Here is a 26,442-nt window from a genome sequence, read left to right as displayed (position 1 = left end):
CGAACTAAAATCGAGGGGATATGTCGACGCCGCCCCGCCCTCGCATGACCGGAATCGGCCGCGTGCTCGTGATCGTGTACGCGATCATGGCGCTCGCCGCCACCGGCCGCTCCTTCGTCCAGATCGTGCAGCGGTTCGACGAGGCACCGCTGGCCTACACGCTGTCGGCGGTGTCGGCCGTCGTCTACATCGTCGCGACGCTCGCCCTGGTGTTCGCGGGCCGGCGCGGCTGGTATCTGGTGGCCTGGGTGGCGATCGTGTTCGAGCTCGTGGGGGTGTTGGTCGTCGGCACTCTGAGCCTCGCCGTCCCCGAGCTGTTCGCCCACGACTCGGTCTGGTCGTGGTTCGGGCGCGGCTACGTCTTCGTTCCGCTCGTGCTGCCGTTCCTCGGCCTGTGGTGGCTGGTGACGCACCGGCCCGCGGCATCCGTCCCCGTCACCGCAGCTGCGGAGGCGAGGTCGTGATCGTCTTCCGCGCCCCGGGCGATGTCCCGGCCGGGTTCGGCCCCTCCGTGGTCGCGATCGGCAAGTTCGACGGCGTGCACTCGGGTCACCGAGCGGTGATCGACCGCGCCCGCGTGGATGCCGCCGCCGCGGGGGCCCGCGTGGTCGCGGTCACCTTCGACCGCAACCCGCTCGCTCTGCTGCGTCCCGAGATCTGCCCCGACAGCCTGGTCAGCGCGGGGCAGAAGCTGCAGCTGCTGGCCGACACCGGGGTCGACGCGACGCTCATGCTCACCTTCGATCGCGCACTGGCAGACCTCGGCGCCCGCGAGTTCGTCGAGCACGTGCTCGTCGGCGCACTGGGGGTGCGGATCGTGCTCGTCGGCGCCGACTTCCGCTTCGGCCGCGGCGGTGCGGGCAACCCCGAACTGCTGCGCGAGCTCGGCGCCGAGTTCGGGTTCGAGGTCGACGTGATCGAGGACGTGAGAGCGATCGACGAGGGGCGCCGGGTGTCTTCCACATGGGTGCGCGAGCTGCTGACCGAAGGCGACGTCGCGGGTGCCGCGCGGCTCCTCGGCCGTCCGCACGCGGTGCGCGGCGAGGTCGTCCACGGCCTCAAGCGCGGACGCGAGCTGGGCTTCCCGACCGCGAATCTCGCCGCCGACCTCGAGGGATTCGTGCCCGCCGAGGGCGTGTACGCCGGCTGGCTGGTCGATGGCGGCGCACCGGGCGACGGCGCCCTGAATCCCCGCAGCAGCGTGCGCTATCCGGCGGCGATCAGCGTGGGCACGAACCCCACCTTCGACGACATCGACGTGCCGCAGGTCGAGGCGTACGTGCTCGACGAGACGGATCTCGACCTGTACGGGCACGTCGTCGACGTCGAGTTCGTCGAGCGGATCCGTGGCATGGTCGCGTTCGAAGGAGTTGAGCCGCTCATCACGCAGATGACCGACGACGTCGCGCAAGTGCGGCGCGAGCTGTCCTGACCGGCCGCGCCGTAGACCCGCGCGCCCTCCGACGCCTACGATCGAGGCGTGAATCCGCTGGAACTCCTCGCCGCCGACGCCGCCGCCGCGAATCCCGTCAACCTGTGGGGTGCGCTCGGCTGCGCCGTCGCGTACTCGGCGTCGCTGCTGGCCACGCTCGATGCGTTCGCCGACCTGATCCTCTCGCGCGGTGACTCGCCCGCCGGGAGGCTCACACCCGGGGTAGGCTTGAAGTTCGCATCCAAGCTGGCGGCCGCGGCGATCGCGGTCATCTCGGCGGCGATCGTCCTCGCCCTGGACGAGAACTGGTTCGCCTTCTCGACACTGTCGATCGCGTTCGTGGTCGTCGTCGGGATCGGCGTCGTCGTCCTGCTGCGGCACTCGAGGACGAGCGTCCCGCAACCCGCGCCGGCCAAGACCACCGGGTGAGGCGTCCTCGCCCTCGCACGAGCCACATGACTGAGGGAGAACAATGAGCCGGACCGACCTGCAGACGCTGCCCGAGCGGGCCGTCGAGCTGCTCGGCGGCGAGCCCGACGACACCACCCTGCGGCGCTACCTGCACGGGCTGGCAGGCGTGGACGCCGTCGGTCTCGAGCAGCGCGCGGCGGGCTTGGGCACCCGCTCGATCAAGACGACGTCCAAGGCGTGGGCGCTCGACAAGATCATCGAGCTCATCGACCTCACGACCCTCGAGGGCGCCGACACGCCGGGCAAGGTGCGCTCGCTCGTTGCGAAGGCGTTGAATCCGGATGCCTCCGACCCGACGTGTCCGCGAGTCGCGGCCGTCTGTGTGTATGGCGACATGGTGCCGCACGCCGTGGCAGCGCTCGGTTCCGCTCACGGCGACCCCGACGAAGGCGGCGTCTCGGTCGCTGCGGTAGCGACGGCGTTCCCGAGCGGACGTGCGTCGCTGGAGATCAAGCTCGCCGACACCGCGGAGGCCGTGGCGCACGGCGCGGACGAGATCGACATGGTGATCGACCGCGGCGCGTTCCTCGCCGGCCGGTACGGGCTGGTGTTCGACCAGATCGCCCGCGTGAAGCAGGCGTGCCGTCGCGAAGACGGCACGTACGCGTCGCTCAAGGTGATCCTCGAGACCGGTGAGCTCAACACATACGACAACGTCAAACGCGCTTCGTGGCTGTCGATCCTCGCGGGCGGCGACTTCATCAAGACCTCCACCGGCAAGGTGTCGCCGGCGGCGACCCTCCCCGTCACGCTGCTGATGCTCGAGGTCGTGCGCGACTGGCATCGTGCGACGGGCGAGAAGGTCGGCGTCAAGCCCGCGGGCGGCATCCGCACGTCCAAGGACGCCATCAAGTACCTCGTGACCGTCGCCGAGACCGTGGGCGAGGAGTGGCTGCAGCCGCACCTCTTCCGGTACGGAGCATCCAGCCTCCTCAACGACGTGCTGCTGCAGCGTCAGAAGCTGAAGACCGGGCACTACTCCGGCGCCGACTACGTCACGATCGACTAAGACAGACAAGGCGACTAGGACTGACATGAGTTTCCTCGAATACGCCCCGGCTCCCGAGTCCCGGGCGATCCTCTCACTGAAGCCCGAGTACGGCCTCTTCATCGACGGCGACTTCCGGGAGGGCACGGGCGAATCCTTCGCCACCATCTCTCCGGCCGACGAGAAGCACATCGCCACGATCGCCTCGGCGAGCGAGGCGGATGTCGATGCCGCGGTCGTCGCCGCCCGTCGCGCCTTCGACAAGACCTGGTCGAAGATGAGCGGACGCGACCGGGGCAAGTACCTCTTCCGCATCGCGCGCCTGGTGCAGGAGCGCGCCCGCGAGCTGGCGGTCGCGGAGAGCCTCGACAACGGCAAGCCGATCAAGGAGAGCCGCGACGTCGACGTGCCGCTGGTCGCCGCGTGGTTCTTCTACTACGCAGGCTGGGCTGACAAGCTCGACTACGCGGGCCTCGGGGCCGACCCGAAGCCGCTCGGTGTCGCCGGACAGGTGATCCCCTGGAACTTCCCGCTGCTCATGCTCGCGTGGAAGATCGCACCGGCGCTCGCCGCGGGCAACACCGTCGTCATCAAGCCGGCCGAGACGACGCCTCTGTCGGCACTCATCTTCGCCGAGATCCTGCAGCAGGCCGACCTGCCGCCCGGCGTCGTCAACATCGTCACCGGTGCAGGGTCGACGGGGGCGGCCATCGTGCGGCACCCCGATGTCGACAAGGTCGCCTTCACCGGCTCGACCGGCGTGGGTCGCGAGATCGCGAAGTCCGTCGCCGGCACCGACAAGAAGCTGACGCTCGAGCTCGGCGGCAAGGCCGCGAACATCGTGTTCGAAGACGCTCCGATCGACCAGGCGATCGAGGGCATCGTCAACGGCATCTTCTTCAACCAGGGCCACGTGTGCTGCGCCGGCAGCCGGCTGCTCGTGCAGGAGTCGATCCACGATGAGGTCGTCGACCGACTCAAGAGCCGCCTGTCGACGCTGCGGCTGGGCGATCCACTGGACAAGAACACCGACATCGGCGCCATCAATTCGCGCGAGCAGCTGGACCGCATCCGCGAGCTCAGCCGCATCGGCGAGGAGGAGGGCGCAGAGCGCTGGAGCGCGGACTGCGTCATCCCCGACAACGGCTTCTGGTTCGCGCCGACGATCTTCACGAATGTGCAGGCCAGCCACCGCATCGCCCGCGACGAGATCTTCGGGCCGGTGCTGTCGGTGCTCACCTTCCGCACGCCGTCCGAGGCGATCGACAAGGCGAACAACACTCCCTACGGGCTGTCGGCGGGCATTTGGTCCGACAAGGGCTCCCGCATCCTCGCCGTGGCCGATCGGCTGCGCGCTGGCGTGGTGTGGGCGAACACGTTCAACCGATTCGACCCGTCCTCGCCGTTCGGCGGGTACAAGGAATCCGGGTACGGTCGCGAGGGCGGCCGCCACGGACTGGCCGCCTACCTGAAGGGAGCGCGCGCATGAGCAAGCGACTCAGCGTTCCGAAGACGTACAAGCTCTTCATCGGCGGCGCCTTCCCGCGCAGCGAGTCCGGCCGCACCTACGAGGTCGTCTCGAACAAGGGCGCGTTCCTGGCCAATGCGGCGCTGGCCTCCCGCAAGGACGCACGGGATGCTGTCGTCGCAGCTCGTGGCGCCGTCAAGGGCTGGTCGGGCGCCACCGCCTACAACCGCGGTCAGGTGCTGTATCGCGTGGCCGAGCTGCTCGAGGGCCGCCGCGCGCAGTTCGTCGACGAGATCGTGCAGCAGACCGGGGTGTCGGCGTCGGCCGCGACCGCAGAAGTCGACGAAGCGATCGACCGCTGGGTCTGGTACGCCGGCTGGTGTGACAAGTTCGGGCAGGTTGCCGGCAACGGCAACCCCGTCGCCGGCCCTTACTTCAACATCTCCGTGCCCGAGCCCACCGGGGTCGTCGGCGTCATCGCCCCGCAGGACACGGCCCTCGTCGGGCTGGTCTCGGCCATCGCCCCGGCACTCGTGACCGGCAATTCGGTGGTCGTCGTAGCGGCGCAGCGCTACCCGCTGTCGGCGATCTCGCTCGCCGAGGTGCTGGCCACCTCGGATGTGCCCGGCGGTGTCGTCAACGTGCTGACCGGCTCGCCCGCCGAGCTCGCGCCATGGCTGGCGTCCCACCCCGACGTGCATGCGCTCGACCTCGTCGGCGCCGGCGACCTGGACTGGGTCGATCTGCAGATCGCTGCCGCCGAGACGCTCACACGCGTCCTTCCTCCCGAGAACGGGACGGATGCCGCGGCCCCGAGCCTGCAGCGAATCGCCGCCTTCACCGAGACCAAGACCGTCTGGCACACCAAGAGCCTGGTCTAGTGCTTGACCGCCGCTGCGGCCGCATCCCCGCCTGGACCGCCCGCCTCGGGCAGCGGTGGGATACCTACGACGTCGCCCCGTTCAACCTGTACAACGTGATCTGGTGCGTCCAGAACTGGGTGCGGTCGGGAACGACCGACTAGGCCCCGGGAACGGAGAAGGCCCTGCCTCCCGGGTGGGAAGCGGGGCCTTCACTTGCTGGCTATGCGAACATCTGGCGCAGAACGTCGAGGTCGCCTCGGTCGAGCGCCTGCGCGATCAGGTCGGCGTCAGCCAGACGGGGGAACATCTCTCGCAGACCGTCCGCGAAGATGGTGCGCATGGCATCGACGTCGCCCGCGTGAGCGGCCCGACTCATGGCCTGCAGTGCGAGCTGATATGGGACCTGTTCGAATCCTCCAGGCGCGTCGGGCGGGATGTAGTAGTCGACCCAGGGGATCGAGCTGTCAGGAGCGAGCAGCAGCACCTCGCCGGGCGCGATCATGTGCGTGTGGTTGAGGCCGCTGATGGCCAGCGGGTTCTCGATGCAGAATCGGTCGCCGATCGCTAAGAGCGCGTCACCGGGCGCGACGGTGTACGTCTTGACCCGACCCTCGTCGTCGAGGCCTACGGTGCCAGCGGCGAGGTCGCGAGCGCCCATGTCGACGAGATCGCCGCTCAGGCTGGCGTGCATGCGACCCGTGTTGATCCAGGCCCGCTCCGCACACGGGTCGGTGTCGACGACGGCCGCCGGCTCGGTGGCCGGGAGTTCGAGCGTTGCGGCGGCGGTCGGCTCCAGAGTCTCGGCGAAACTGCCCACCCCCTCCGCTGCGCTGTGCGCGGCCTGACCGAAGGTGGCGACTGCAGGAGCGGCAAGGGCGACAAGGCCGGCCACGACCAGCACGGACGTCGCGACGGTGATCTTGGCCGAGAGTTTCATCATCGCGAATGTACCGGGTGCGAGGTCGCCGGGACCAGAGCTTGTCGCTCGCCGACCGCGAATCGGATCCGCAGGTGCGGACCGGGCCGGCGACTCGCCGCGTTGCGGCATCCAGCGACCGGCGTGGCGCGGCGAACATCCGCTGCGGCGGATCCGATTCTGAGTCCGCGCGACGGGAGATGGCGGAGCAGGTGCAGGATGCCTCGGGGTGGCGGGTCAGGCCAGCTCGAGGCCTGCACCCCAGTGGCCGGGCTCGGCCAGCTCGCCGTAGTGCACGTCGATGTCGTGCGGCGACACCGACGCGACGCACGCGAGGAGCGACAACGTCGGGTAGCCGTGGGGGCGGTTGTCGCGGATGATCGCGCGGTCATCGGTGCTGCCCAGCTCCGCCGACCTCTGCAAGACGGCGACCCACGGCATCCACCATCGTTCGCCGTCGATGGGTTCGGCGGCGCGGAACTCGCCCAGCCACCGCGCGATCCGCGGCGTCGTGGGGTCGTCGACGTCGTCGTGCGCGATCATGTGCGTGCCGGGTGCCAGATCCACCGCACGCAGTGCAGAGCCGTTCCATGTCAGCACACGCGCGCGGGGGCCGGCGACCTCGACGAGATTGAAGCCGTGGGTCGCGGGCTCGCCGACGGGGGAGCGGCCGGCGACCGATTCGAGCACGATGCCCCCGCGGGATACCAGCTCGGATTCCGGGCGGGTCGACACGTCCGCGCGGTTTAGCAGCACGGCGAGCCGCCCGGTCTCGGGCTCGGCCGCAAGCCACGCGCCTCCGGCACGCACGTCCCGCACGCCGACGATGCCCGCGTGCGGCTCGGGCCACCACCGCCCGAGCGGGTTCCAGGGGCGGGCAGGGTCTTCGTCGCGGATCGCCAGCACGCGCGTCGGCTGGTCGGCCGACGCGGGAACACGGATGACGACGGTGCACATCTTTCAGCTCCTGCCTGTCGCGATCCGGTGTCGTGCCAAGATCGGAGGGTGTTCGTCGTAGTCGGAGTCACGGGCGGGATCGCCGCCTACAAGACGGTGCAGCTCGTGCGCCTCCTGGTGAAGGAGGGGCACGAGGTCCACGTCGTGCCGACCGACGATGCCCTGCGGTTCGTCGGACTTCCCACCTGGGAGTCGATCAGCCGCCACCCGGTGACCACCTCCGTCCACGACGACGTCGCACGCGTGCGGCACGTCGCGCTCGGCCAGTCGGCCGATCTCGTGATCGTGGCGCCCGCGACGGCGAACACCCTGGCGAAGATGACCGCGGGACTCGCGGACGACCTTCTCGGAACGACCCTACTCGCCACCACAGCACCGGTCGTCGTCGCGCCGGCGATGCACACCGAGATGTGGCGACACCCAGCGACGGCGCACAACATCGCCACACTGCGGGAGCGTGGTGTGATCCTGGTCGGTCCCGACGACGGCGAACTGACCGGCGGAGACAGCGGGCCGGGACGGATGTCAGAGCCCGAGGCGATCTTCAACGCGGCGCTGGCCGCGGCAGGCGCCGCACCGCGGGACCTCGAGGGCCTGCGGGTCGTCGTGACCGCGGGCGGCACGCGCGAGCCCATCGACCCCGTGCGTTTCATCGGCAATCGGTCGAGTGGAAGGCAGGGCATCGCGGTGGCGCTCGCCGCGGCCGACCGCGGTGCCGACGTGCGGCTGATCGCCGCGCACGTCGACGACGGCGTCCTCGCCGAGGCATCCTCCCGCGCCGGCATCTCCGTCGAGCGAGCCGGCACGGCCGTCGAGCTCGGAGAGCGGGTGGCCGGCGCCGCCGAGGCCGCGGACGTCGTCGTGATGGCGGCGGCCGTGGCGGACTACCGCGTGGCCGAGGTGTCACCGCGCAAGCGCACGAAGGAGACGGCACCGGACGGCGGCATCACGCTCGACCTCATCGAGAACGAGGACCTGCTCGCGGGTCTGGTCGGCCGACGGCGCGACGGACAGACGGTCGTCGGCTTCGCGGCCGAGACCCCCGGCGACGGCGAGACGCTGCTCGAGCGCGGACGACGCAAAGCGGCGCGCAAGGGGGCCGACCTCCTCGCCGTCAATGAGGTGGGGTGGTCGAAGGGGTTCGAATCCGACGACAACGCGCTGACGATCCTGGACGCCGCGGGCGGCGTCGTGGCCACGCGGAACGGCACCAAACGGCAGGTCGCGGACGCACTGTGGGACGCCGTCGTCGCGCTCCGGCAGAAAGAGTAACGAAAAGGTAACGGCGCATGTAGAGTGGTCGGCACCACGTCGACGAGGACGTGGTGCACGACCCGGAGGACATGCCCGATGCCCCACTCCGCGGTGTCCGATCGCGCCCGCGACAGGACCCACGCCCTGTTCATCGTCTGCGTTCTCGCGGCGGCCGGCATGGTGATCGCCGTGCTCGCTGCGGCGCCGTCACGCGTCAGTGCGCGCGAGCTGCTGGGTGACCCACGGACTCCAGGCGATGCCGCATTCATCGCCAGCCATCGCGGCGGTGCCGCGACGGCGCCCGAGAACACCTTGCCCGCCATCGCCGCCGCCCTGGCGGGAGGTTTCGACTACGTCGAGGTCGATGTCGCACTCACGTTCGACCGGCATCCCGTGCTCATGCACGACGCCACGGTCGATCGCACGACCGATGGCCACGGCCGGATCGCGGAGCTCACGCTCGCCGAAGTGCGGGCGCTCGACGCCGGATCCTGGTTCGACCCGCGGTACGCCGGGACGCGCGTGCCCACGCTCGAGGAGTTCCTCGATGCGCTCGCTCCGTCCGGCGGGCGCGCGATCGTCGAATTGAAGGGGGAGTGGGATGCCGCAGCGGTCGGCTCCGCTGTGGCCGGCGTGACGGCACGCGATCTCGAAGACCGCGTCGCGCTCGCCAGCTTCGACGCACGAACGCTGGCCCTCGCCGCCGCCGCCTCGGATGTCGTGTCGCGCCTGCTGATCCTCAAGCACGTGCCGACCGATGTCGTCAGCGCGGTCGCCGAAGCCGGAGCGCGTGGCGTGGTCGTCAGCCGCAAAGCCGTGCTCGCGCGCCCCGAGATCGTCGACCAGCTGCACGCGGCCGATGCGCGCGTCGTCGTCTACACCCTCAACCGCGATGCCCACTGGGATGCCGTGACCGCGCTCGGCGTGGACGGCATCGTCACCGACGACCCCCATACGCTCTCGGAGTGGCAGCGGGCATACGCCGGTTCGGACTGAGCCGCTCACCGGCCGCGTCACCCGGGCCGTCCGGACCTCGCACCGTAGGCTCGGAGCACGGTATTGACGGAGGTGACATGCTTCGACGTGGCAAGGAGCTCGGTGCTCGGAGTGCGGCGCGGCGCATCATGGTGGCAGTCGTCGCCGCGTCGGCAGTGGCGATGGTGGCGACCGGATGCCAGCCGGAACCCGGCCAGACGCCGAAGCCCAGCTCGACCACATCGCTCGAGGCTCCGACCCCCGGCCCGTCGGTGAGCCCGGTCGAGACCGAGCTGCCCGACGCCGGGTTCGCGCTGCCGTCGTCGTGCGAGGAGATCTACTCCGCCGAGATGCTCGCCGAGCTGGAGGCCGCCAACCCGCCGCTGAACGACCCCGGCGTGACGATGCTGTCGACCGAGAACGCGGAGCTGCTCGAGATCATCCACGGCGGCGCCCCCACGATCCGCTGCTCGTGGGGCGAGCCCAGCGAGTTCGGGCTGGCGACCAACGTCACCGTGATCGATGACGCCCAGAGCGCCGCACTCGCCGAGACCCTGCCGGCTGCCGGGTTCGGGTGCGAACCGCTCGGCGACGGCACGATCTGCCGTATCGAGCAGCGCGGAATCACGCTCGACGATCAGGAGTACACGCGCGGCGAGACGCACTACCTCGGTGAGGGCGCGGTGGTCACCACCGCGTGGATCAATTTCTCGCCCGACGGCTACACCGAGGACGTCGTCGCGACCCTCTGGGGCTGAGGCTCGTCAACTTGTTCGGGCTCTCTTTCTCCCGATTGAGCGTCATTCCCCTTAGAATGGGGCGAGGAAGACCGCTGACGATGTCGCAGCTCGCAGAAGCGAGTGCCCGCGGCCGTCGACGATCGCTTCCGATCCCGCGTTCGTGACGGCGTGCGCGCCGCCCGCGGGAGCACGCTCAACCATCGGTGTCATCATCCGATCATCGCCGGTCCCGATCCGGCACTCACGCTCAGGAGGAGCATGCCGACCACGGCACCCCAGACGGCGCAGCGTCGCCGCAAGACCTCGTCCGCACGTCGCGACGACGAGGCTCCGATCATCCCGATCCTCGCCCGCAAGGTGCGCGAGGTCGAGGCCAAGGCTCAGCGCGGCAAGCTCGGACCGACAAACCGCGTCAAGTTCCAGGTGATCGCCTTCCTGGTGCGCGAGGAGCGCGCCCGCGTGAAGGCGGACACCGAATTGACGGATGCTGTGCGCGCGGAGCTGCTCAAGCGGCTCGACGGCGTGGCCACCATCCTCGCGAAGACGGCAGCTCGCGACACGTCGCTGATCCAGCTGCTCGAGGTCGATCAGGCCACGTCACCCGTCGCGCGACGCATGCGGCGCGACTGGCTGCTCGAGTCCGGGGCGGAACTGCCGCCGGACGAGCTCATCATCACGGACGTCGCCCCGGTTGCGGTGCCCGTCGTTCCTGCAGCGCTCGCCGAACGGCAGGTCATCCCTCCGCAGGTCGAAGCGCGCCAGATGGCGAATCCGTTCCTCGCGCCCGATCTGTCCGTTCGCGCGCCGAAGGAGACTCCGCGCCGGCGCCTGGACAGCTGGGAGCTGATGGGCCCGTTGTACAAGGCGTTCGAGACCGGCGCCGGCGGTGCCGCGGCTTCGATGGATCTCCCCGAGGTGCCCGAGTTCGACCGGCTGTCGCCCCGGGGCCTCGAGGTCATGCCGCACCAGTCCCGCTTCCTCGAAGCGGTCCGCATGGGGCACCGCTCGTTCCTGCTCGCCGACGAACCCGGCCTGGGCAAGACCGCGGAGTCGGTGCTCGCGGCATCCGTCGCGAACGCGTACCCGCTGCTGGCCGTGGTCCCGAACGTCGTCAAGATGAACTGGGCGCGCGAGGTCGAGCGCTGGACACCGCAGCGACGTGCGACCGTCATCCACGGGGACGGCGAGAACATCGACGCCTTCGCCGACGTGTTCATCGTCAACTACGAGATCCTCGATCGCCACCTCTCCTGGCTCAGCTCGCTCGGGCTGAAGGGCATGGTCGTCGACGAGGCGCACTTCATCAAGAACCTCACGTCGCAGCGCTCGCAGAACGTGCTGGCTCTGGCGTCCCGCATCCGGGAACAGGTCAGCAACCCGCTGTTGCTCGCACTCACCGGCACGCCGCTCATCAACGACGTCGAGGACTTCGACGCGATCTGGCGGTTCCTGGGCTGGACCACCGGCGAGAAGCCCGGTCCGGTGCTGATGGAGAAGCTGGACGAGACCGGGCTCACGCCCGCCGACAAGGCGTTCTACCCCGAGGCGCGCAACGCCGTGATCTCGATGGGCATCGTTCGGCGCAAGAAGAAGGATGTCGCCGCCGACCTTCCCGACAAGCTCGTCGCGGACCTGCCCGTCGAGCTGGACGACGAGTTCGGCCGTTCGATCCGCCAGGCCGAGCGCGAGCTCGGCGAGCGCCTCGCCGCTCGCTACCGTCGGATCATCGAGGCGCGCGGTGATCGCGGACTCGCTCCGGGCGAGGTGGATGCCGACATCGTGCGTCTCGTGGCGCAGAACGAGCTGGAGGAGTCCAAGGCCGCCGGCACGGGCTCGGAGAACGTGTTCACCATGGTCCGCAAAATCGGTCAGGCCAAGGCCCTGCTCGCCGCAGACTATGCCGCCCAGTTGCAGCGTTCGGTCGGCAAGGTCGTGTTCTTCGCCAAGCACATCGACGTCATGGATGCCGCCGAGGCCCATTTCGCCGGTGTCGGGCTGAAGACCGTGTCGTTGCGCGGCGACCAGACCACCACCGCGCGGCAGCAGGCGATCGACGCGTTCAACAACGACCCCGATGTCGGGATCGCGGTCTGTTCGCTGACCGCTGCAGGCGTCGGCGTCAACATGCAGGCATCCTCCAACGTCGTCCTCGCCGAGCTGTCGTGGACGGCCGCCGAGCAGACGCAGGCGATCGACCGCGTGCACCGCATCGGCCAGGACGAGCCGGTCACGGCGTGGCGCATCATCGCGGCGCACACGATCGACACCAAGATCGCCGAGCTCATCGACTCCAAGCAGGGGCTCGCACAGCGCGCCCTCGACGGCGAAGCCGTCGACCCGCAGTCGAGCGACTCGGTGCAGCTCTCGGCGCTCATGCATCTCACGCGTCAGGCGCTCGGCGCCGAGTAAGACGCATCGCATCGAGGGAGGACGCGCGCCTGCCAGGCGCGCGTCCTCCTCTCGGTTGCGGCGTGCGTCATCGTAGTTAGGGTGGCGGGATGACCATGAACGTCGATGCACTGCTGGCCGGCCCACGCGGCCGCCGCCTGTGCTTCGAGTTCGCGATGGCCTGCGCGCGGCGCGGGACGCCGGATGCGCAGGATGCCGCGACCGCCGTCGCCTGGGCCGTTTACGCCTTGGGATCGGGTACTTTGGCCCAGCTGTTCGGCGACGTGAAAGCTGAGAGGTTCGTGCCACCGACGGTGTCGCCCTCGCAGGCAGCGGAGGCATTCGCCACGATTCCGCTGCAGTCGCCGTCGCGGGCCCTGCTGCGCGACGCCCTCGCCGATTCGGTCGGCAACGCCCGCTATTGGCAGGAAGCCGATGGCGCCGACCGGCTGGCCGCCGAGGAGGACTTCTCAGCACCGCTCCGACGGGTCGCAGAGGTCATCGCGTCGGGCCCCGATGCGGGATGGTGGCTCTCTCCGGTCGACGAGCGCAACCAATGGGCCACGCCGCGGGAGGGTGGCGGGCGGCCGCCTGCAGAACTCGGCGCCGAGCTCGCCGCGTGGCGCCGGCATGTCCTGGACGACGACGTCCGAGCGGCAGCGGAACGGCCCGCGGATGTCACCGCGAACTGGAGCGGCGAGTGGTGGTCGACACCGCCTTTCGGACTCGTGCGCACCTCTCGCGCCTTCTCTGACGACGGTCCGGCGGGGCTGTGGTTCGTCGAGGATTCCCTCGGAGGCGATGACGCGGTCGCCCTGCCTGTGGACGCGTACCCGTCCCGCGTGATCGAGATCCGGAGCCCTGAGGACTGGGCAGACCTGTGCCGGAGGCATCCCCTCGACGTCACCGCCTCCCGCCGCCACGACTGGTATCGAGTCACCGGTCGCGACGGTCGGTGGGTGATCCCGGACTGGTCGGGCGTCGCGACCGAAGCCGACGGCGTGCACCTCACGGTCACCGGCTACCTCTCAGCGGCGACGCGATCGATCGATCTCGACGGATCACACGCCTCGGTCCTCGCCGGATGGAATCCCGACGAGACGTACTGGTTCCGCGGCGTGTCTGCGCGACCCGCTGACCAGGAGCGGTGGCGGCGAGACGACGGAGTCTGGCGCCGCGAACGCGACTGATCCCGACGGAGGAGTCGACGGCCCTGCGGCGTGTGGCAGGCGGCGGCATCCGGCACTAATGTCGGGTGAGGCAGCGTCGCCGACTCTCTTCACCCGACAGCGAGGAACTTGAGCTATGAAGATCGGCATCCTGACGAGTGGCGGCGACTGCCCCGGACTGAACGCGGTCATCCGCGGCGTGGTGCTCAAGGGCACGACGACGTACGACCTCGAGTTCGTCGGCATCCGCGACGGCTGGCGGGGTGTCGTGGACGGCGACTTCTTCCCGCTGACGCGCCACGAGGTCAAGGGCCTGTCGAAGGTGGGCGGGACGATCCTCGGCACCAGCCGCACGAACCCGTACGAGGGCCCGCGCGGGGGAGCCGAGAACATCGCCAAGACGATGTACGGCCACCGCATCGACGGGATCATCGCGATCGGCGGAGAAGGCACCCTCGCGGCGGCCAACCGTCTCGCCAATGACGGCATCAACGTGCTCGGCGTGCCGAAGACGATCGACAACGACCTGCGCGCCACCGACTACTCGTTCGGCTTCGACACCGCCGTCAACATCGCGACCGACGCGATGGACCGCCTGCGCACCACCGGCGACTCGCACCAGCGCTGCATGGTCGCCGAGGTCATGGGGCGCCACGTCGGCTGGATCGCGCTGCACGCGGGCATGGCCGCCGGTGCCCACGCGATCTGCATCCCCGAGGTGCCGATGTCGATCGACGAGATCTGCGCGCAGGTCACCAAGGCGCACGACCGTGGCCGCGCACCGCTCGTCGTGGTGTCGGAGGGCTTCACCCTCACGGGCATGGACGAGGCCTTCAGCGACAAGGGTCTCGACGCGTTCAACCGTCCGCGCCTCGGCGGCATCAGCGAGGTCCTCGCGCCCGAGATCGAGCGCATCACCGGCATCGAGACGCGCTCGACCGTGCTGGGGCACATCCAGCGCGGCGGCTCGCCCTCCGGCTTCGACCGCGTCCTCGCGACGCGGCTCGGTCTGCACGCCGCCGACGCGGTCGTCGACGGCGCATGGGGCCAGATGGTCGCGATGCGCGGCACCGACATCGTGCGCGTGCCCTTCGCCGAGGCGCTCGGCGAGCTCAACACCGTGCCCCTCTACCGCTACGAAGAGGCCGCCGCCCTCTTCGGCTGAGGTCGCGGGCTTCCTCGACGGAGAGGGCCGGCCGCAGAGGCCGGGTGGGAGCCGTCGCCGCCTCCCGGGGAGCTGCAGGGCTCAGGCGTCGGCGACGCCGAGCACGTCGAGCAGCCACGCCAGTTCGAACGCGCGCTCGCGCCACGCGTTGTAGCGGCCGCTGACGCCGCCGTGGCCGGCGACCATCTCGCACTTCAGCAGGGCGTCGGCGCCGACCTCACGCAGCCGCGCAACCCACTTCGCCGGCTCCACGTACAGCACGCGGGTGTCGTTGAGCGAGGTCACCGCGAGGATCTTCGGGTACGCAGCATCCGTCCGCACGTTCTCGTACGGCGAGTACGACTTCATGTAGGCGTAGACGTCGGCGTTGTGCAGCGGGTCGCCCCACTCGTCCCACTCGATCACGGTGAGCGGCAGCGACGGATCGAGGATCGTCGTGAGGGCATCGACGAACGGCACATCCGCCAGGACTCCGGCGAACAGCTCGGGGGCAAGGTTGGCGACGGCGCCCATCAGGAGCCCGCCGGCCGAACCGCCTTCCGCGACCATCTGGGACGGCGTGGTGTACCCGCCCTCGACCAGGTGCCGCGCGCTGTCGACGAAATCGGTGAACGTGTTGCGCTTGTTCAGTAGCTTGCCGTCCTCGTACCACTGGCGGCCCATCTCGCCGCCGCCCCGCACGTGCGCCACGGCGAAGACGACGCCGCGGTCGAGCTCCGACAGGCGGGCGACCGAGAACCCGGGTTCGATCGAGTGCTCGTACGACCCGTAGCCGTACAGGTGCAGCGGACGCGGAGCGTCCCCGACTTCGCCGAACGACCGCTTGTAGACGAGCGAGATCGGGATCTGGGTGCCGTCCTGCGCGGTCGCCCACACGCGCGACTGCGCGTAGTCTTCGGGCTCGTAGCCGCCGAGCACCGGCTGGCGCTTGCGCAGATGCAGCTCGCGCGTGGCCACATCAAGGTCGTACACCGTCCCGGGCGTCACGAACGAGCCGTAGCCCACGCGCAGCAGCGGGGGAGCCCACTCCGGGTTGCCGCCGGACCCGACCGAGTACAGCGGCTCGTCGAACTCGATCTCACTCACCTCACCGGTGGCGTAGTCGAGCATGCCCAGACGCGCCAGACCGCCGCGGCGGTAGCCGAGCACGCCCCAGTCGCGGAAGGTCGACACGCCGAGCAACCGCTCGCCGGCACGGTGGGGGATCACGACGGAGCGGCCGCCGGCGGGATCGGATGCGGGGACCCGCACGAGTTCGAAGTCCAGGGCGCCGTCGTTGTGCAGGACGAAGAGCACGTCCTCGCCGTCCACGACGGCGTGCGCGCTCTCGTACTCGACGCCCTCGACGCGCGGCCACACCACGCGCGGCTCCGAGCGCAGGTCGGAGGCATCCACGAGCCATTCCTCCGACGTGATCGACGAGCCGAGCCCGATCACGAGGTAGCGGTCGCTGCGCGTGAATCCGGCCCCGACCCAGTAGCGCTCGTCGGGTTCGTGGAAGAGCTTGGCGTCGTCGTCGACCGAGGTGCCCAGCTCGTGCAGCCACACGGTGTCGGGGCGCCAGGCGTCGTCGACGGTGGTGTAGACGATGAACCGGCCGTCGGGTGAGAACGTGGCGCCCGCGAACGTCTCGGGGATCTCGTCGGGCAGCTGCTCGCCGGTGACGAGGTTGCGCACGCGCACCGTGTAGCGCTCGTCGCCGGCGACATCGACGCCGTAGAGCATCAGCGTTCCGTCGTTCGAGACCTCGAAGCTGCCGAGCGAGAAGAACTCGTGCCCCTCGGCCTCGATGTTGCCGTCGAGCAGGATCTGCTCGCCCGGGACCTCGGTATCGGGCGACAGCTCGGGCGGCGTCCAGTCGTCGGGCGACGCGAGCGGCGCACGGCACTGGATGCCGTACTGCTTGCCCTCGACGGTGCGCCCGTAGTACCACCACTGGCCGCGCCGCGTCGGCACCGACAGGTCGGTCTCGAGGGTGCGGCCCTTGATCTCCTCGAAGATGCGCTCGCGCAGTCCCGCGAGGTGCGCGGTGCGTTCCTCGGTGTAGGCGTTCTCGGCTTCGAGGTGCGAGATGACGGCGGCGTCCTCCTTGGCGCGGAGCCACTCGTAGCGATCCTCGACCTCATCACCGTGGTGGGTGCGGACGATCGGCCGGGCTTCGGCGATCGGTGCGGATGTACGGGCGGATGCTGCGGCAAGCGTGTCGTCGACGGTCACATGTCTACGCTAGTCGAGCCCCCGGGCACCGGCTCAGCGGACGGTGATGAGCAGACGCTGCCAGCCGGTCGAGCCGTCGGGCGCGATGGGCGCGCGCTCCTGGATCTGGACCGTCCCGTCGTTGTCGACCGCGCGCGCCGTGATGTAGTGCGTTCCCGGCGTCGCCTCCCACGCCAGCCGCCACTGCACCCAGGTGTCGTCGTTGAGCGGCGCCGACAGCTCCGCCGGCTGCCAGTCGCCGTCGTCGATCGAGACCTCGACCCGCTCGATGCCGATCGTCTGCGCCCACGCCATGCCGGCGATCGCGATGGCTCCGGCGTCGATGGGCGTGCCTGCGCGCGGGGTGTCGATGCGCGACGACATCTTGATGGGGGCCTTGGCGCTGTAGCCGCGCGGCGTCCAGTACGCCTCGTCCTTCTCGAACGTCGTCACCGTGAGCTGGGTGAGCCATTTGGTCGCCGACACGTAGCCGTAGAGGCCCGGCACCACCATGCGCACCGGGAATCCGTGTTCGAAAGGGAGCGGCTCGCCGTTCATCGTGACGGCGAGGATGGCGTCGCGGTCATCGTCGGTGAGAGTCTCGAGCGGCGTACCGGCGGTGAAGCCGTCGACGCTGCGCGAGAGCACCATGTCCGCACCCCCGGTGGGCTTCGCCAGTCGCAGCAGATCGCGCACCGGCACGCCGGTCCAGATGGCGTTTCCGACGAGACCGCCGCCGACCTCGTTCGACACGCAGGTGAGAGTGATCGCATACTCGTCGAGCCCGCGGTCCAGCAGCTCCTGAAAAGTGAGCTCGAGCGGTTGCTCCACCATGCCGTCGATGGTCAGCCGCCAGGACTGTGGGTCGATCGAAGGCACCGTGAGGGCGGTGTCGACGCGGTAGAAGTCGCTGTTCGGCGTGATGAGCGGCGAGAGACCCGGCACGTCGAGCTCGGCGCCCGCGGGAATCGACACCTTCGAGCGCGGTGCCGGCAGACGAAGCGCGTCACGGATGCCGGCGATCGAGCTCGTGGCCACCGACACCGCCCGTGCTCCCACACCGACCACGACCGCCGCTGCGGCCGAGATCAGGGCCAACGTGAGGAAGGCGCGACGGTTCGGCGCGACGGCGGATCCGGTGGCCGCGTCGGATTCGGGGGAGGGGGCCGACGCGGCATCACGCCATGCGCGGAGCCGCCGCGTCAGCAGCCACAGCACCGCGCCGCCGGCGGCAGCGCCGGCGAGCGGCGGGAGGAAGGCGAACGTGGTCGCGCCGGCCCGGGTGAGGATCGCGGCTGTCGCCAGAGCGGCGCCGACGGTGAGCAGTGCGACGCCCCACAGCGGCCTGGCCAGCTCGACCAGCCCGGCGATCGACGACGCCACCACGACGGCGAGGCAGAGGCCGGCCAGCAGCGCGATCTTGTCGTACTCGCCGAAGGTGCTGATAGCCAGCTCCTTGAGCGGCTGCGGCACGATGTCGATGACGAACGAGCCGACGGCCAGCAGCGGGCTGACCTCGCGGGCGGTGACCAGAGCCACCAGCTCGGCGGTGGCGAGCAGCACGGCCGCCGAGACGACGCCGGCACCCGCGGCCAGCAACCAGAAGCGTGCCCCTGCCATCCGCGTTCGCATGTGCCGCCCCTCCGTCGCCGACGCCGTTGCGCCCGGTGGTTGTTCGCGGCGGGGACGGAAGCGGATTGGAAGCCGCGAGCATGCCGGCCGGCGGCATTCACACCGCAGCCGGGCGAGTTGAACCGCGGGACCGCCGATGTAGGATTCTTTCTGGCCGGTTGCCGGTTCCTGAACACCTGGTGAACTCTTCGTTCGTCACGCCGATCCCGTCGGCATCCACATCCCTTCTTCCCGGAAAGCGAACGGTGGAAACCGCAACCCTCATCACCGTCGTGCTGGTGATCGCACTGGCGCTGTTCTTCGACTTCACGAACGGCTTCCACGACACCGCCAACGCCATGGCGACGCCGATCGCCACCGGTGCGCTCAAGCCCAAGACCGCGGTGCTGCTCGCGGCACTGCTCAACCTCGTCGGTGCATTCCTGTCGACGGAGGTGGCGAAGACCATCTCGGGCGGCATCATCTACGAGGATCAGATCTCGGAGTCGGTCTTTCCTGCGGTGATCCTCGCGGGCCTCATCGGCGCCATCACGTGGAACATGCTCACGTGGCTGCTCGGCCTGCCCTCGTCCTCGTCCCACGCTCTGTTCGGCGGACTGATCGGCGCGACCATCGTGGGCGTCAGCGTCACCGCGATCGACTTCGGCGTGGTCATGTCGAAGGTGATCCTGCCCGCGCTCATCGCGCCGTTGACGGCGGGGATCATCGCGTTCACGGTGACCAAGATCGCGTACGCCCTGACTCGCCGCTACGACGGCAAGCCCGACGGACGTGACGGCTTCCGCATCGGTCAGATCTTCACGTCGTCGCTCGTGGCGCTGGCGCACGGCACCAACGACGCGCAGAAGACGATGGGCATCATCACGCTGCTGCTGATCACCGTCGGTCTGCAGGACCACCCTGAGCCCGAGTGGTGGGTCATCTTCGCGTGTGCGGTCACGATCGCGCTGGGCACCTACATGGGCGGCTGGCGCATCATCCGCACGCTCGGCAAGGGGCTCACCGACGTCAAGCCTGCACAGGGCTTCGCCGCCGAGAGCTCGACCGCGGCGACGATCCTCGCATCCAGCGCGCTGGGCTTCGCGCTGTCCACCACGCAGGTCGCGTCGGGCTCGGTCATCGGATCGGGACTCGGGCGACGTGGCTCGCAGGTTCGCTGGCGCACCGCGGGCCGCATCATGGTGGGCTGGGTGCTCACCCTGCCCGCTGCCGGTGCGGTCGGTGCTCTGGCCGCGCTCATCGTGACCTGGCTCGGCTTCTGGGGCATCATCATCGACGCCGTGCTCGCCGCCGCGGTGATCCTCGCGATCTTCCTGCGCTCGCGTCGCAACGAGGTCACCGCGTCCAATGCGATGAGCGAGGTGGCGGAATCGGGCCGCGCCGTCAAGGTCAAGCGCAACCCGCCGCCCACCCGCCGCCAGCGGGCCATCGCCCGCGAGGAGGCGCGCACGCGCGCGGCGGAGCAGACCGCCGCGAAGAAGGCGGCCAAGGCCGCCAAGGCTGCCGAGCGATCGACGCGGCCCCCGAAGGACGGAGGCGCGCGATGATCGCGATCGACTGGTTCGCGTTCGTCCAGGTGTTCGCCGCCGCCCTCACCGCGGCCGTCCTGGTGGTCGGGTTCTACGCGCTGGGACTGCGACTCCTCGTCCGCGCGGGACGACCGCCGGTGGTCGCCCCCGCGGAGTTCACCGACGCCATCACCGTCATCTCCGAGAAGGAGGCGCGCCGGGCCGAGAAGGCCGCGGCGAAGGCGGCCAAGCGCAACCCGCTCACCGACGCGCAGAAGCGGCTGGCACTCGTTGGAGCGTACGGCTCGTTCAGCGTCTGCGCAGCCGCCGTCGTCGGCGGCATCCTGCTGATCGTCTTCAACCACTGACGGAACGGATGCCGCGACGCGGCCCGCATCGCCGGCGCGGGCGTCGCGACCACCGCTTAGGCTGAGCGCATGACCCCTGCGGCATCGGTCCAACTCGGTCAGTATCCGCCTGCCAGGCGGACCCTCCTGCATCTCAGCGACACGCACCTGCTGGCGGGCAATCGCCCGCTCGGCGGGCGGTTCGACACCGCGGCGAACCTCGCGCGCACCCTCGAGGCGGCTGAGGCCACCGGCATCCGTCCCGACGCCGTCGTCTTCACCGGCGATCTGACGGATCTGGGTGAGCCGGAGGCGTACGCGGCTCTGCGGGCGGTCGTGGAGCCGTTCGCCGAGCGGCTCGGCGCGCCGGTCGTGTGGATCGCGGGCAACCACGACGAGCGGCCCGAGCTGCGGCGGAGCCTGCTCGATCTGGAGCCGACGCAGGAGCCGGTGACGGGCGTGTGGGATCTGGACGGTCTGCGCCTGATCGCACTCGACTCGACCGTCCCGGGCTGGCATCACGGCGACCTCGACATGCGGCAGCTGGAGTGGCTGAGCGAGGTCCTGGCGGTGCCGGCTCCGCTGGGCACGATCCTGGCGCTCCACCACCCGCCGCTGCCCTCGCACGTGCCGCTGTTCGACATCCTCGAGCTGCGGGATCAGGGGCGCTTCGCCGAGGCGATCGCCGGCACCGACGTGCGCGCGATCCTCGCCGGACACCTGCACTACTCGACGAGCGGGACCTTCGCGGGCGTGCCCGTGAGCGTCGCCGCAGCGAGCTGCTACACGATGAATCTCGCGCGGCCGGCGGTGGACGTCAACGGCATGGACGCCGGTCAGTCGTTCCACCTCGTCCACGTGTACGACGACACCATCACGCACGCGGTCGTGCCCGTCGTCGACGCTCCGACCGGCGATTACTTCTCGGCGGAGTGGCTCGAGCGGATGTCGCGGCTGACGCCGGAGGAAAGGCTCGAGGCCTTCTCGCGCAAGCGCCCGTGACGCGGCGCGCGGGTTCGCCGCGGCGTATGGCCGAGCGATGCGGTTGTACTTCGTGGACAGCGGCCGCCGAGCGGCGCGCGGGTAGTCTCGAGGCATCTCCGCACACCGCTGTGATCGACCCACGAGGACTGCACACATGGCACTGGACGCAATGATGCGAACCCGCACCGAGACCGACTCCCTGGGATCGCTGGAGATCCCCGGCGACGCGTACTGGGGCATCCACACCGCCCGCGCGCTGGAGAATTTCCCCATCTCGAAGCGGCCGATCTCGGTCTACAAGGACCTCGTCAAGGCGCTCGCGATGGTCAAGCAGGCATCCGCACGGGCCAATAAGGAGATCGGCGTCCTCGACGCCGAGAAGGCCGACCTCATCGATCGCGCCGCGCAGTTGGTCATCGACGGTCAGTACCACGACCAGTTCGTCGTGGGCGTGATCCAGGGCGGCGCCGGCACGTCGACCAACATGAACGCGAACGAGGTCATCACCAACATCGCGCTCGAGCTCGCCGGCCGTGAGAAGGGGGACTACGCCTTCCTCTCGCCGATCGACGACACCAATCGCAGCCAGTCGACCAACGACGTCTACCCGACAGCGATCAAGGTCGGGCTGGGGCTGGATCTGCTCACGCTGCTGGATGAGCTCGATCTGCTGCGCAAGGCCTTCCTGGCCAAGGCGGTCGAGTTCCACGACGTGCTGAAGGTGGGACGTACGCAGCTTCAGGACGCGGTGCCGATGACGCTCGGTCAGGAGTTCCACGGATTCGCCACGACGCTCGGCGAGGACCACAGCCGGCTCAAAGAGAACGCGTACCTGCTCTACGAGATCAACATGGGCGCCACGGCGATCGGCACCGGCATCACGACGCATCCCGGGTACGGTCAGGCGGTGCTCCGGCACCTGCGCGAGATCAGCGGGCTCGACCTGGACCTCGCCACCGACCTCGTGGAGTCCACGAGCGACACCGGGGCGTTCATGTCGTTCTCGTCGTCGCTCAAGCGGAACGCGATCAAGCTGTCGAAGATCTGCAACGACCTGCGTCTGCTCTCGTCCGGTCCGCAGGCCGGATTCGGCGAGATCAATCTGCCGGCGCGGCAGGCAGGGTCCAGCATCATGCCCGGCAAGGTGAACCCGGTGATCCCCGAGGTCGTGAATCAGGTCGCGTTCGCAGTGGCGGGCGCCGATCTTACGGTGACCATGGCGGTCGAGGGCGGCCAGCTGCAGCTCAACGCATTCGAGCCCGTGATCGCGCACTCGATCTTCCAGTCGATCACCTGGATGCGCCGCGGCATGCACACCCTGCGCGTCAACTGCGTCGAGGGCATCACCGCGAACCGCGAGCGGCTGGGCGGCATGGTGGGCTCATCGGTCGGCGTGATCACCGCGCTGACGCCGTTCATCGGCTATTCCGCCGCCGCAGCCCTCGCCAAGACCGCGCTGCTGACAGGTCGTAGCGTCGCCGACCTCGTCGTCGAGGCCGGGCTCATGTCGCGCGAGGACGTCGTCAAGCAGCTCTCGCCGGCGCGCCTGTCGGGGCTTGAGGCGATCACGGCGGCGATCCCGGTGATCCCGCCGGTGGGTGATCCGGCCAGCGAGCACGGCGACGATCCGCGGACTCCGTAGTCCGGATCCCGGCGCGGACGATTGCCCGCGGTCGCCGGTGCCGATACGGTCGTGCTCAGCCCCCGCCATCGAGAGGAAACGACATGACCGATCCGCAGAACCCCGCCGACCCCGCGCCGCCCGCCTCGGGCAGCGTGCCGCCGGCGCCGCCGGCCTACGACGCCCCGCCCGCCTACGACGCTCCGCCGGCGGCAGCGCCGGCAGCGGCGCCCGCCGCCTCCGGGTATCCCACGGCACCGCCGCCCGCATACGGCGCTCCGGAGAACGCGCCCGTCCCGGGCAAGACGCTCGGCATCGTCGCGTTCATCGTGTCATTCTTCGCGTCGCTCATCGGCCTCATCCTCGGCATCGTCGCGCTCGTGCAGAGCAAGAAGGCCGGGCACAAGAACGGCTGGGCGCTGGCCGCGATCATCCTCGGCTCGGTCTTCCTGGTGATCACGATCATCGTGGTGATCGCGCTGGTGAGCATCGCCGCCGCCGGTGCAGCCCAGATCGCCGAGTTCTGCGCGCAGGTCGGCTCCGGCACGCACACGACGACGTCCGGGCTCACGATCACGTGCCCGTGAGCTGAGTCTCGCGCCCAGTGAAGAGGGCGGATCCGCGACGCGGGTCCGCCCTCTTCGCATTCAGTCCAGGATGCGGCAGTGCGTCGTGAGCGAGCCGATGCCGTCGATCCCGACGGTGACCGTCGACCTGTCGCGCAGGAACACCTGCGGGTCGCGCGAATAGCCCGCTCCACCCGGGCTCCCCGTCGAGATGAGCGTTCCCGGCAGCAGCGTCGCGGACTTCGAGAGGTGTGCGATCAGAGTCGAGACCGGCCGCACCATCTGGGCGGTCGTGGCATCCTGCATCGTCCGCCCGTCGAGCACCGTCCAGATGTGGAGGTCCTGCGGGTCGGGGACCTCGTCCGCGGTGACGACGAAGGGGCCTGTCGGCGTGAACCCGTCGAACGACTTGCAGCGGGACCACTGCGCCTCGGAGTACTGGATGTCGCGCGCCGTGATGTCGTTGACGACGGTGTAGCCCCACACGTGCTCGAGAGCGGTCTCGGGCGCGACATCCTTCGCGGGGCTTCCGATGATCACGCCGAGTTCGGCCTCGTAGTCGACGGACTCGCTGAGCGAGCGCGGCCAGATGGTGGTGTCGTCGTGCCCGGCCAGCGAGTTCGGCCACAGCACGAACACGGTCGGCGTCGAGTCGGTCTTCAGCCCCAGTTCGCTGGAATGGGCCGCGTAGTTCAGTCCGATCGCGAGGATCACGGGAGGGGAGAGCACGGCGGACGCGTACCGCTGACCGGAGAGCGGATGCCTCGTCCCGGTCGGCGCGGTCTCTCGCACGCGCTCCAGCAGGTCATCGCCGCCGGCGATGAGCTGTTCGAGCAGCCGGGGCGCGCCGTCGAACAGCTCGTCGACGAACACGGCCTCATCGCCATCGACCAGGATGAGCCGCGGGGCGTCAGATCCGGGCGGGACGACGTGGGCGAAGCGCATCCTTCCAACCTACCTGGCCGCTTCCGGAGAGGCGGCGCGTCGGTTCTAGGCTGGGCGCATGACGCACGATCAGGGCCCCGCTCAGCCCCGGCCCTCGCTCACCCCGCCCGAATTCGCGTCGGCGCTGTCGCAGCCCCGTCACGCGGCTCCCGCCGTGATCGCACCGCCGGCCACCTCACCCGCGCCGGTCCCGGTCGCGGGCGCGGCTCCGCGGCGGGGGCGGACCGCCACCATCTGGATCGTCGGGCTGCTCGTCCTGGTGCTGGTTGCGCTGGTGGGGTACTTCCTCAACGCGATCGGGCCGGGAGCATCGCTCGTGGGCATGGTGCTGGCGCTGCTTCCCCTGGCGGGTGTGCTGTTCGCGGTGCGGCTGGTCGATCGGTGGGAACCCGAGCCCCGCGGCCTGCTCGTCCTCGCCGTGGCGTGGGGAGCCGTCGCCGCGGTCGGCATCGCACTCGGAGTCGACCTGCTCATCACGCTCGCCATCGGAGTCGACGCGTCCCCGCTGCGCGAGGCGTTCTCCGTCGTCGTGCAGGCACCGATCGTCGAGGAGCTGGCCAAGGGGATCGGCGTCTTCCTCATCTTCGCCACCGCGCGGCGGGCGTTCGACGGTCCCGTCGACGGCATCGTCTACGGCGCCCTCGTCGGCGCCGGCTTCGCGTTCACCGAGAACATCCAGTACTTCGCGCTGGCGTTCATCGAGGGCGGCGCTGCCGAGACGTCGGCGACCTTCTTCGTGCGGGGCATCCTGTCTCCCTTCGCGCACGTCATGTTCACGAGCGTGACGGGTTTCGCCCTCGGGCTCGCCGCACGTCGCGGAGTGACGGCGGGTCAGGCGGTGGGCCCGTGGCTGCTGGGCCTGGCCGGGGCGATCGCCCTGCACGCCCTGTGGAACGGGTCCGCCCTGTTCGGCGACTTCTTCGTGCTGTACCTCACCCTGCAGATCCCGCTGTTCGCCGGCTTCATCCTCGGGGTGATCGCCTTGCGCCGCGAGGAATCGCGCCTGACCCGGCGGCGCCTCGGCGAATACGCCGCGGCCGGCTGGTTCACCCCGCAGGAGGTCGACATGCTGGCCACGTCGGCCGGCCGCCGGACCGCGATGGCGTGGGCGCGCACCCTCCGCGGCGACCGCACACCGCTCATGAAGGGGTTCATCGCCGACGCCACCGCGCTCGCGGCGACGCGGCAGCGGGCCCTCACCGGGCGCGACCCGCATGCCGCGTCGGAGGAGCGCGAACTGCTCTCGCGCACCGCCGCGACACGCGCCGCGATGTTCGCTCCGTAGCTCTTGACACCGCTGAGGTGCCTCGGCATCCTGAAGTCAGGCCAACTCAGCGCTCGGTTGACACGCAGGCATCGCCGCGGCACCGAGCGCTGAGTTCTGAAGCAGGACGGCTCGGTTTCCCTCTCGGCGAACTCGCCGCGTGCGCTCGCGGCGAGCGTGCTTGGATGGTTCCATGACTGACGACCGAACCAAGCCCGAGATCGACGCACCCGCGGGCCCGGCGCCCGCCGACCTCGTCGTCCGCGACATCATCGTGGGCGAGGGCGCCGAGGCGAAGCCCGGCGACACCGTGACCGTCCACTACGTGGGCGTCGAGTACGAGACCGGCGAGGAGTTCGACTCGTCGTGGAACCGCGGCGAGAGCATCCAGTTCCCGCTCCGCGGCCTCATCCAGGGCTGGCAGGACGGCATCCCGGGCATGAAGGTCGGCGGACGCCGCGAGCTCGTCATCCCGCCGCACCTCGCCTACGGCCCCGCTGGCGGGCACTTCCTGGGCGGCAAGACCCTCATCTTCATCATCGACCTCATCGCGGTCGGCTGACCCCCGCCCACGTGCAAGGGACGGATGCCGT

General features: G+C 69.9%; 25 protein-coding genes. 20 read left to right on the top strand and 5 right to left on the bottom strand.

The features are described from left to right. Nucleotides 1-20 precede the first annotated feature (20 nt). The 7 genes from HF576_RS07695 to HF576_RS07665 are packed head-to-tail and all read left to right on the top strand — an operon-like array spanning nt 21 to nt 5,383. Nucleotides 21-464, top strand: a complete 444-nt coding sequence (locus HF576_RS07695; RefSeq protein ID WP_168912235.1) for a hypothetical protein — start codon at nt 21-23, stop codon at nt 462-464. Further along, the gene (locus tag HF576_RS07690) at nt 461-1,432 is read left to right on the top strand and encodes a bifunctional riboflavin kinase/FAD synthetase (RefSeq protein ID WP_168912234.1); all 972 of its coding nucleotides are present in this window, start codon (nt 461-463) and stop codon (nt 1,430-1,432) included. The genes HF576_RS07695 and HF576_RS07690 overlap by 4 nt, the downstream gene beginning before the upstream one ends. Before the next feature lie 48 nt (nt 1,433-1,480). Beyond that, the gene (locus tag HF576_RS07685) at nt 1,481-1,861 is read left to right on the top strand and encodes a hypothetical protein (protein ID WP_168912233.1); all 381 of its coding nucleotides are present in this window, start codon (nt 1,481-1,483) and stop codon (nt 1,859-1,861) included. 43 nt (nt 1,862-1,904) lie between these two features. Further along, on the top strand, nt 1,905-2,912 hold the full coding sequence (deoC, locus tag HF576_RS07680; protein WP_168912232.1) for a deoxyribose-phosphate aldolase: 1,008 nt from the start codon (nt 1,905-1,907) through the stop codon (nt 2,910-2,912). A 25-nt stretch (nt 2,913-2,937) separates the two neighbouring features. Then, nucleotides 2,938-4,380, top strand: a complete 1,443-nt coding sequence (locus HF576_RS07675; protein ID WP_168912231.1) for an aldehyde dehydrogenase family protein — start codon at nt 2,938-2,940, stop codon at nt 4,378-4,380. Beyond that, the gene (locus tag HF576_RS07670; RefSeq protein ID WP_168912230.1) at nt 4,377-5,240 is read left to right on the top strand and encodes an aldehyde dehydrogenase family protein; all 864 of its coding nucleotides are present in this window, start codon (nt 4,377-4,379) and stop codon (nt 5,238-5,240) included. The genes HF576_RS07675 and HF576_RS07670 overlap by 4 nt, the downstream gene beginning before the upstream one ends. Beyond that, nucleotides 5,240-5,383, top strand: a complete 144-nt coding sequence (locus tag HF576_RS07665) for a hypothetical protein (protein ID WP_168912122.1) — start codon at nt 5,240-5,242, stop codon at nt 5,381-5,383. The genes HF576_RS07670 and HF576_RS07665 overlap by 1 nt, the downstream gene beginning before the upstream one ends. A 59-nt stretch (nt 5,384-5,442) precedes the next feature. Here HF576_RS07665 and HF576_RS07660 read toward each other — a convergent pair whose 3' ends face one another. Together HF576_RS07660 and HF576_RS07655 are read right to left on the bottom strand one after the other, a co-directional pair. Continuing rightward, nucleotides 5,443-6,159 (bottom strand): hypothetical protein, encoded by a 717-nt coding sequence (locus tag HF576_RS07660; protein ID WP_168912229.1) that lies wholly within the window; start codon nt 6,157-6,159, stop codon nt 5,443-5,445. 216 nt (nt 6,160-6,375) lie between these two features. After that, nucleotides 6,376-7,095, bottom strand: a complete 720-nt coding sequence (locus HF576_RS07655) for an NRDE family protein (RefSeq protein ID WP_168912228.1) — start codon at nt 7,093-7,095, stop codon at nt 6,376-6,378. A 48-nt stretch (nt 7,096-7,143) separates the two neighbouring features. On the opposite strand from HF576_RS07655, the gene coaBC reads away from it, so the two are divergent. The 6 genes from coaBC to HF576_RS07625 all read left to right on the top strand — a co-directional run bounded on the left by coaBC (nt 7,144) and on the right by HF576_RS07625 (nt 14,786). Continuing rightward, entirely contained in the window at nt 7,144-8,367 is a 1,224-nt protein-coding gene (gene coaBC / locus HF576_RS07650) for a bifunctional phosphopantothenoylcysteine decarboxylase/phosphopantothenate--cysteine ligase CoaBC (protein ID WP_168912227.1), read from the top strand. 78 nt (nt 8,368-8,445) lie between these two features. Beyond that, on the top strand, nt 8,446-9,345 hold the full coding sequence (locus HF576_RS07645; protein WP_168912226.1) for a glycerophosphodiester phosphodiesterase: 900 nt from the start codon (nt 8,446-8,448) through the stop codon (nt 9,343-9,345). A 77-nt stretch (nt 9,346-9,422) separates the two neighbouring features. Beyond that, nucleotides 9,423-10,082, top strand: a complete 660-nt coding sequence (locus HF576_RS07640) for a hypothetical protein (RefSeq protein WP_168912225.1) — start codon at nt 9,423-9,425, stop codon at nt 10,080-10,082. 240 nt (nt 10,083-10,322) lie between these two features. After that, nucleotides 10,323-12,473, top strand: coding sequence for a DEAD/DEAH box helicase (locus tag HF576_RS07635; RefSeq protein ID WP_168912224.1), 2,151 nt, complete (start codon nt 10,323-10,325; stop codon nt 12,471-12,473). 89 nt (nt 12,474-12,562) lie between these two features. Next, nucleotides 12,563-13,642: a hypothetical protein gene (locus HF576_RS07630; RefSeq protein ID WP_168912223.1), complete on the top strand. Its 1,080-nt coding sequence runs from the start codon at nt 12,563-12,565 to the stop codon at nt 13,640-13,642. 115 nt (nt 13,643-13,757) lie between these two features. Further along, nucleotides 13,758-14,786 carry an ATP-dependent 6-phosphofructokinase gene (locus HF576_RS07625; protein ID WP_168912222.1) on the top strand — a complete coding sequence of 343 codons (1,029 nt, stop codon included), beginning with the start codon at nt 13,758-13,760 and terminating at the stop codon, nt 14,784-14,786. 81 nt (nt 14,787-14,867) lie between these two features. Here HF576_RS07625 and HF576_RS07620 read toward each other — a convergent pair whose 3' ends face one another. Beyond that, nucleotides 14,868-17,003, bottom strand: coding sequence for a prolyl oligopeptidase family serine peptidase (locus tag HF576_RS07620; RefSeq protein WP_168912221.1), 2,136 nt, complete (start codon nt 17,001-17,003; stop codon nt 14,868-14,870). A gap of 33 nt (nt 17,004-17,036) precedes the next feature. After that, complete coding sequence (locus tag HF576_RS07615; RefSeq protein WP_168912220.1) at nt 17,037-18,614, bottom strand: molybdopterin-dependent oxidoreductase; 1,578 nt, start codon at nt 18,612-18,614, stop codon at nt 17,037-17,039. Between the two features lie 245 nt (nt 18,615-18,859). Here HF576_RS07615 and HF576_RS07610 point away from each other — a divergent pair, with 245 nt between their 5' ends. The 5 genes from HF576_RS07610 to HF576_RS07590 all read left to right on the top strand — a co-directional run bounded on the left by HF576_RS07610 (nt 18,860) and on the right by HF576_RS07590 (nt 23,661). Further along, nucleotides 18,860-20,161 (top strand): inorganic phosphate transporter, encoded by a 1,302-nt coding sequence (locus HF576_RS07610; RefSeq protein WP_168912219.1) that lies wholly within the window; start codon nt 18,860-18,862, stop codon nt 20,159-20,161. Next, nucleotides 20,158-20,490: a peptidase gene (locus HF576_RS07605; RefSeq protein WP_168912218.1), complete on the top strand. Its 333-nt coding sequence runs from the start codon at nt 20,158-20,160 to the stop codon at nt 20,488-20,490. The genes HF576_RS07610 and HF576_RS07605 overlap by 4 nt, the downstream gene beginning before the upstream one ends. A 69-nt stretch (nt 20,491-20,559) precedes the next feature. Continuing rightward, nucleotides 20,560-21,471, top strand: a complete 912-nt coding sequence (locus HF576_RS07600) for a phosphodiesterase (protein ID WP_168912217.1) — start codon at nt 20,560-20,562, stop codon at nt 21,469-21,471. Nucleotides 21,472-21,607: 136 nt separating this feature from the next. Further along, on the top strand, nt 21,608-23,095 hold the full coding sequence (locus tag HF576_RS07595; RefSeq protein ID WP_168912216.1) for an aspartate ammonia-lyase: 1,488 nt from the start codon (nt 21,608-21,610) through the stop codon (nt 23,093-23,095). A gap of 83 nt (nt 23,096-23,178) precedes the next feature. Continuing rightward, on the top strand, nt 23,179-23,661 hold the full coding sequence (locus tag HF576_RS07590) for a DUF4190 domain-containing protein (protein WP_168912215.1): 483 nt from the start codon (nt 23,179-23,181) through the stop codon (nt 23,659-23,661). Between the two features lie 60 nt (nt 23,662-23,721). Here the strand turns inward: HF576_RS07590 and HF576_RS07585 are convergent, their stop codons facing one another. Beyond that, nucleotides 23,722-24,585 carry a fumarylacetoacetate hydrolase family protein gene (locus tag HF576_RS07585; RefSeq protein WP_168912214.1) on the bottom strand — a complete coding sequence of 288 codons (864 nt, stop codon included), beginning with the start codon at nt 24,583-24,585 and terminating at the stop codon, nt 23,722-23,724. A gap of 58 nt (nt 24,586-24,643) precedes the next feature. On the opposite strand from HF576_RS07585, the gene HF576_RS07580 reads away from it, so the two are divergent. Next, nucleotides 24,644-25,870: a PrsW family intramembrane metalloprotease gene (locus tag HF576_RS07580; RefSeq protein ID WP_168912213.1), complete on the top strand. Its 1,227-nt coding sequence runs from the start codon at nt 24,644-24,646 to the stop codon at nt 25,868-25,870. 172 nt (nt 25,871-26,042) lie between these two features. After that, nucleotides 26,043-26,411 carry an FKBP-type peptidyl-prolyl cis-trans isomerase gene (locus HF576_RS07575; protein WP_168912212.1) on the top strand — a complete coding sequence of 123 codons (369 nt, stop codon included), beginning with the start codon at nt 26,043-26,045 and terminating at the stop codon, nt 26,409-26,411. Nucleotides 26,412-26,442: the final 31 nt, after the last annotated feature.

This window comes from Microbacterium salsuginis (assembly GCF_012524205.1).
Lineage (GTDB): Bacteria > Actinomycetota > Actinomycetes > Actinomycetales > Microbacteriaceae > Microbacterium > Microbacterium salsuginis.
Note: the sequence above shows the minus strand (reverse complement) of the source record. Positions and strands in the feature narration are given on the sequence as shown.

What these genes read in the sequence shown, in the direction of transcription:
- HF576_RS07695 (WP_168912235.1), top strand. Translation starts at nt 21, where the DNA reads ATGTCGACGCCGCCCCGCCCTCGCATGACCGGAATCGGCCGCGTGCTC.
- deoC (WP_168912232.1), top strand. Translation starts at nt 1,905, where the DNA reads ATGAGCCGGACCGACCTGCAGACGCTGCCCGAGCGGGCCGTCGAGCTG.
- HF576_RS07675 (WP_168912231.1), top strand. Translation starts at nt 2,938, where the DNA reads ATGAGTTTCCTCGAATACGCCCCGGCTCCCGAGTCCCGGGCGATCCTC.
- HF576_RS07670 (WP_168912230.1), top strand. Translation starts at nt 4,377, where the DNA reads ATGAGCAAGCGACTCAGCGTTCCGAAGACGTACAAGCTCTTCATCGGC.
- HF576_RS07660 (WP_168912229.1), bottom strand. Translation starts at nt 6,159, where the DNA reads ATGAAACTCTCGGCCAAGATCACCGTCGCGACGTCCGTGCTGGTCGTG.
- HF576_RS07655 (WP_168912228.1), bottom strand. Translation starts at nt 7,095, where the DNA reads ATGTGCACCGTCGTCATCCGTGTTCCCGCGTCGGCCGACCAGCCGACG.
- HF576_RS07645 (WP_168912226.1), top strand. Translation starts at nt 8,446, where the DNA reads ATGCCCCACTCCGCGGTGTCCGATCGCGCCCGCGACAGGACCCACGCC.
- HF576_RS07640 (WP_168912225.1), top strand. Translation starts at nt 9,423, where the DNA reads ATGCTTCGACGTGGCAAGGAGCTCGGTGCTCGGAGTGCGGCGCGGCGC.
- HF576_RS07635 (WP_168912224.1), top strand. Translation starts at nt 10,323, where the DNA reads ATGCCGACCACGGCACCCCAGACGGCGCAGCGTCGCCGCAAGACCTCG.
- HF576_RS07630 (WP_168912223.1), top strand. Translation starts at nt 12,563, where the DNA reads ATGACCATGAACGTCGATGCACTGCTGGCCGGCCCACGCGGCCGCCGC.
- HF576_RS07625 (WP_168912222.1), top strand. Translation starts at nt 13,758, where the DNA reads ATGAAGATCGGCATCCTGACGAGTGGCGGCGACTGCCCCGGACTGAAC.
- HF576_RS07615 (WP_168912220.1), bottom strand. Translation starts at nt 18,614, where the DNA reads ATGCGAACGCGGATGGCAGGGGCACGCTTCTGGTTGCTGGCCGCGGGT.
- HF576_RS07605 (WP_168912218.1), top strand. Translation starts at nt 20,158, where the DNA reads ATGATCGCGATCGACTGGTTCGCGTTCGTCCAGGTGTTCGCCGCCGCC.
- HF576_RS07600 (WP_168912217.1), top strand. Translation starts at nt 20,560, where the DNA reads ATGACCCCTGCGGCATCGGTCCAACTCGGTCAGTATCCGCCTGCCAGG.
- HF576_RS07595 (WP_168912216.1), top strand. Translation starts at nt 21,608, where the DNA reads ATGGCACTGGACGCAATGATGCGAACCCGCACCGAGACCGACTCCCTG.
- HF576_RS07590 (WP_168912215.1), top strand. Translation starts at nt 23,179, where the DNA reads ATGACCGATCCGCAGAACCCCGCCGACCCCGCGCCGCCCGCCTCGGGC.
- HF576_RS07585 (WP_168912214.1), bottom strand. Translation starts at nt 24,585, where the DNA reads ATGCGCTTCGCCCACGTCGTCCCGCCCGGATCTGACGCCCCGCGGCTC.
- HF576_RS07580 (WP_168912213.1), top strand. Translation starts at nt 24,644, where the DNA reads ATGACGCACGATCAGGGCCCCGCTCAGCCCCGGCCCTCGCTCACCCCG.
- HF576_RS07575 (WP_168912212.1), top strand. Translation starts at nt 26,043, where the DNA reads ATGACTGACGACCGAACCAAGCCCGAGATCGACGCACCCGCGGGCCCG.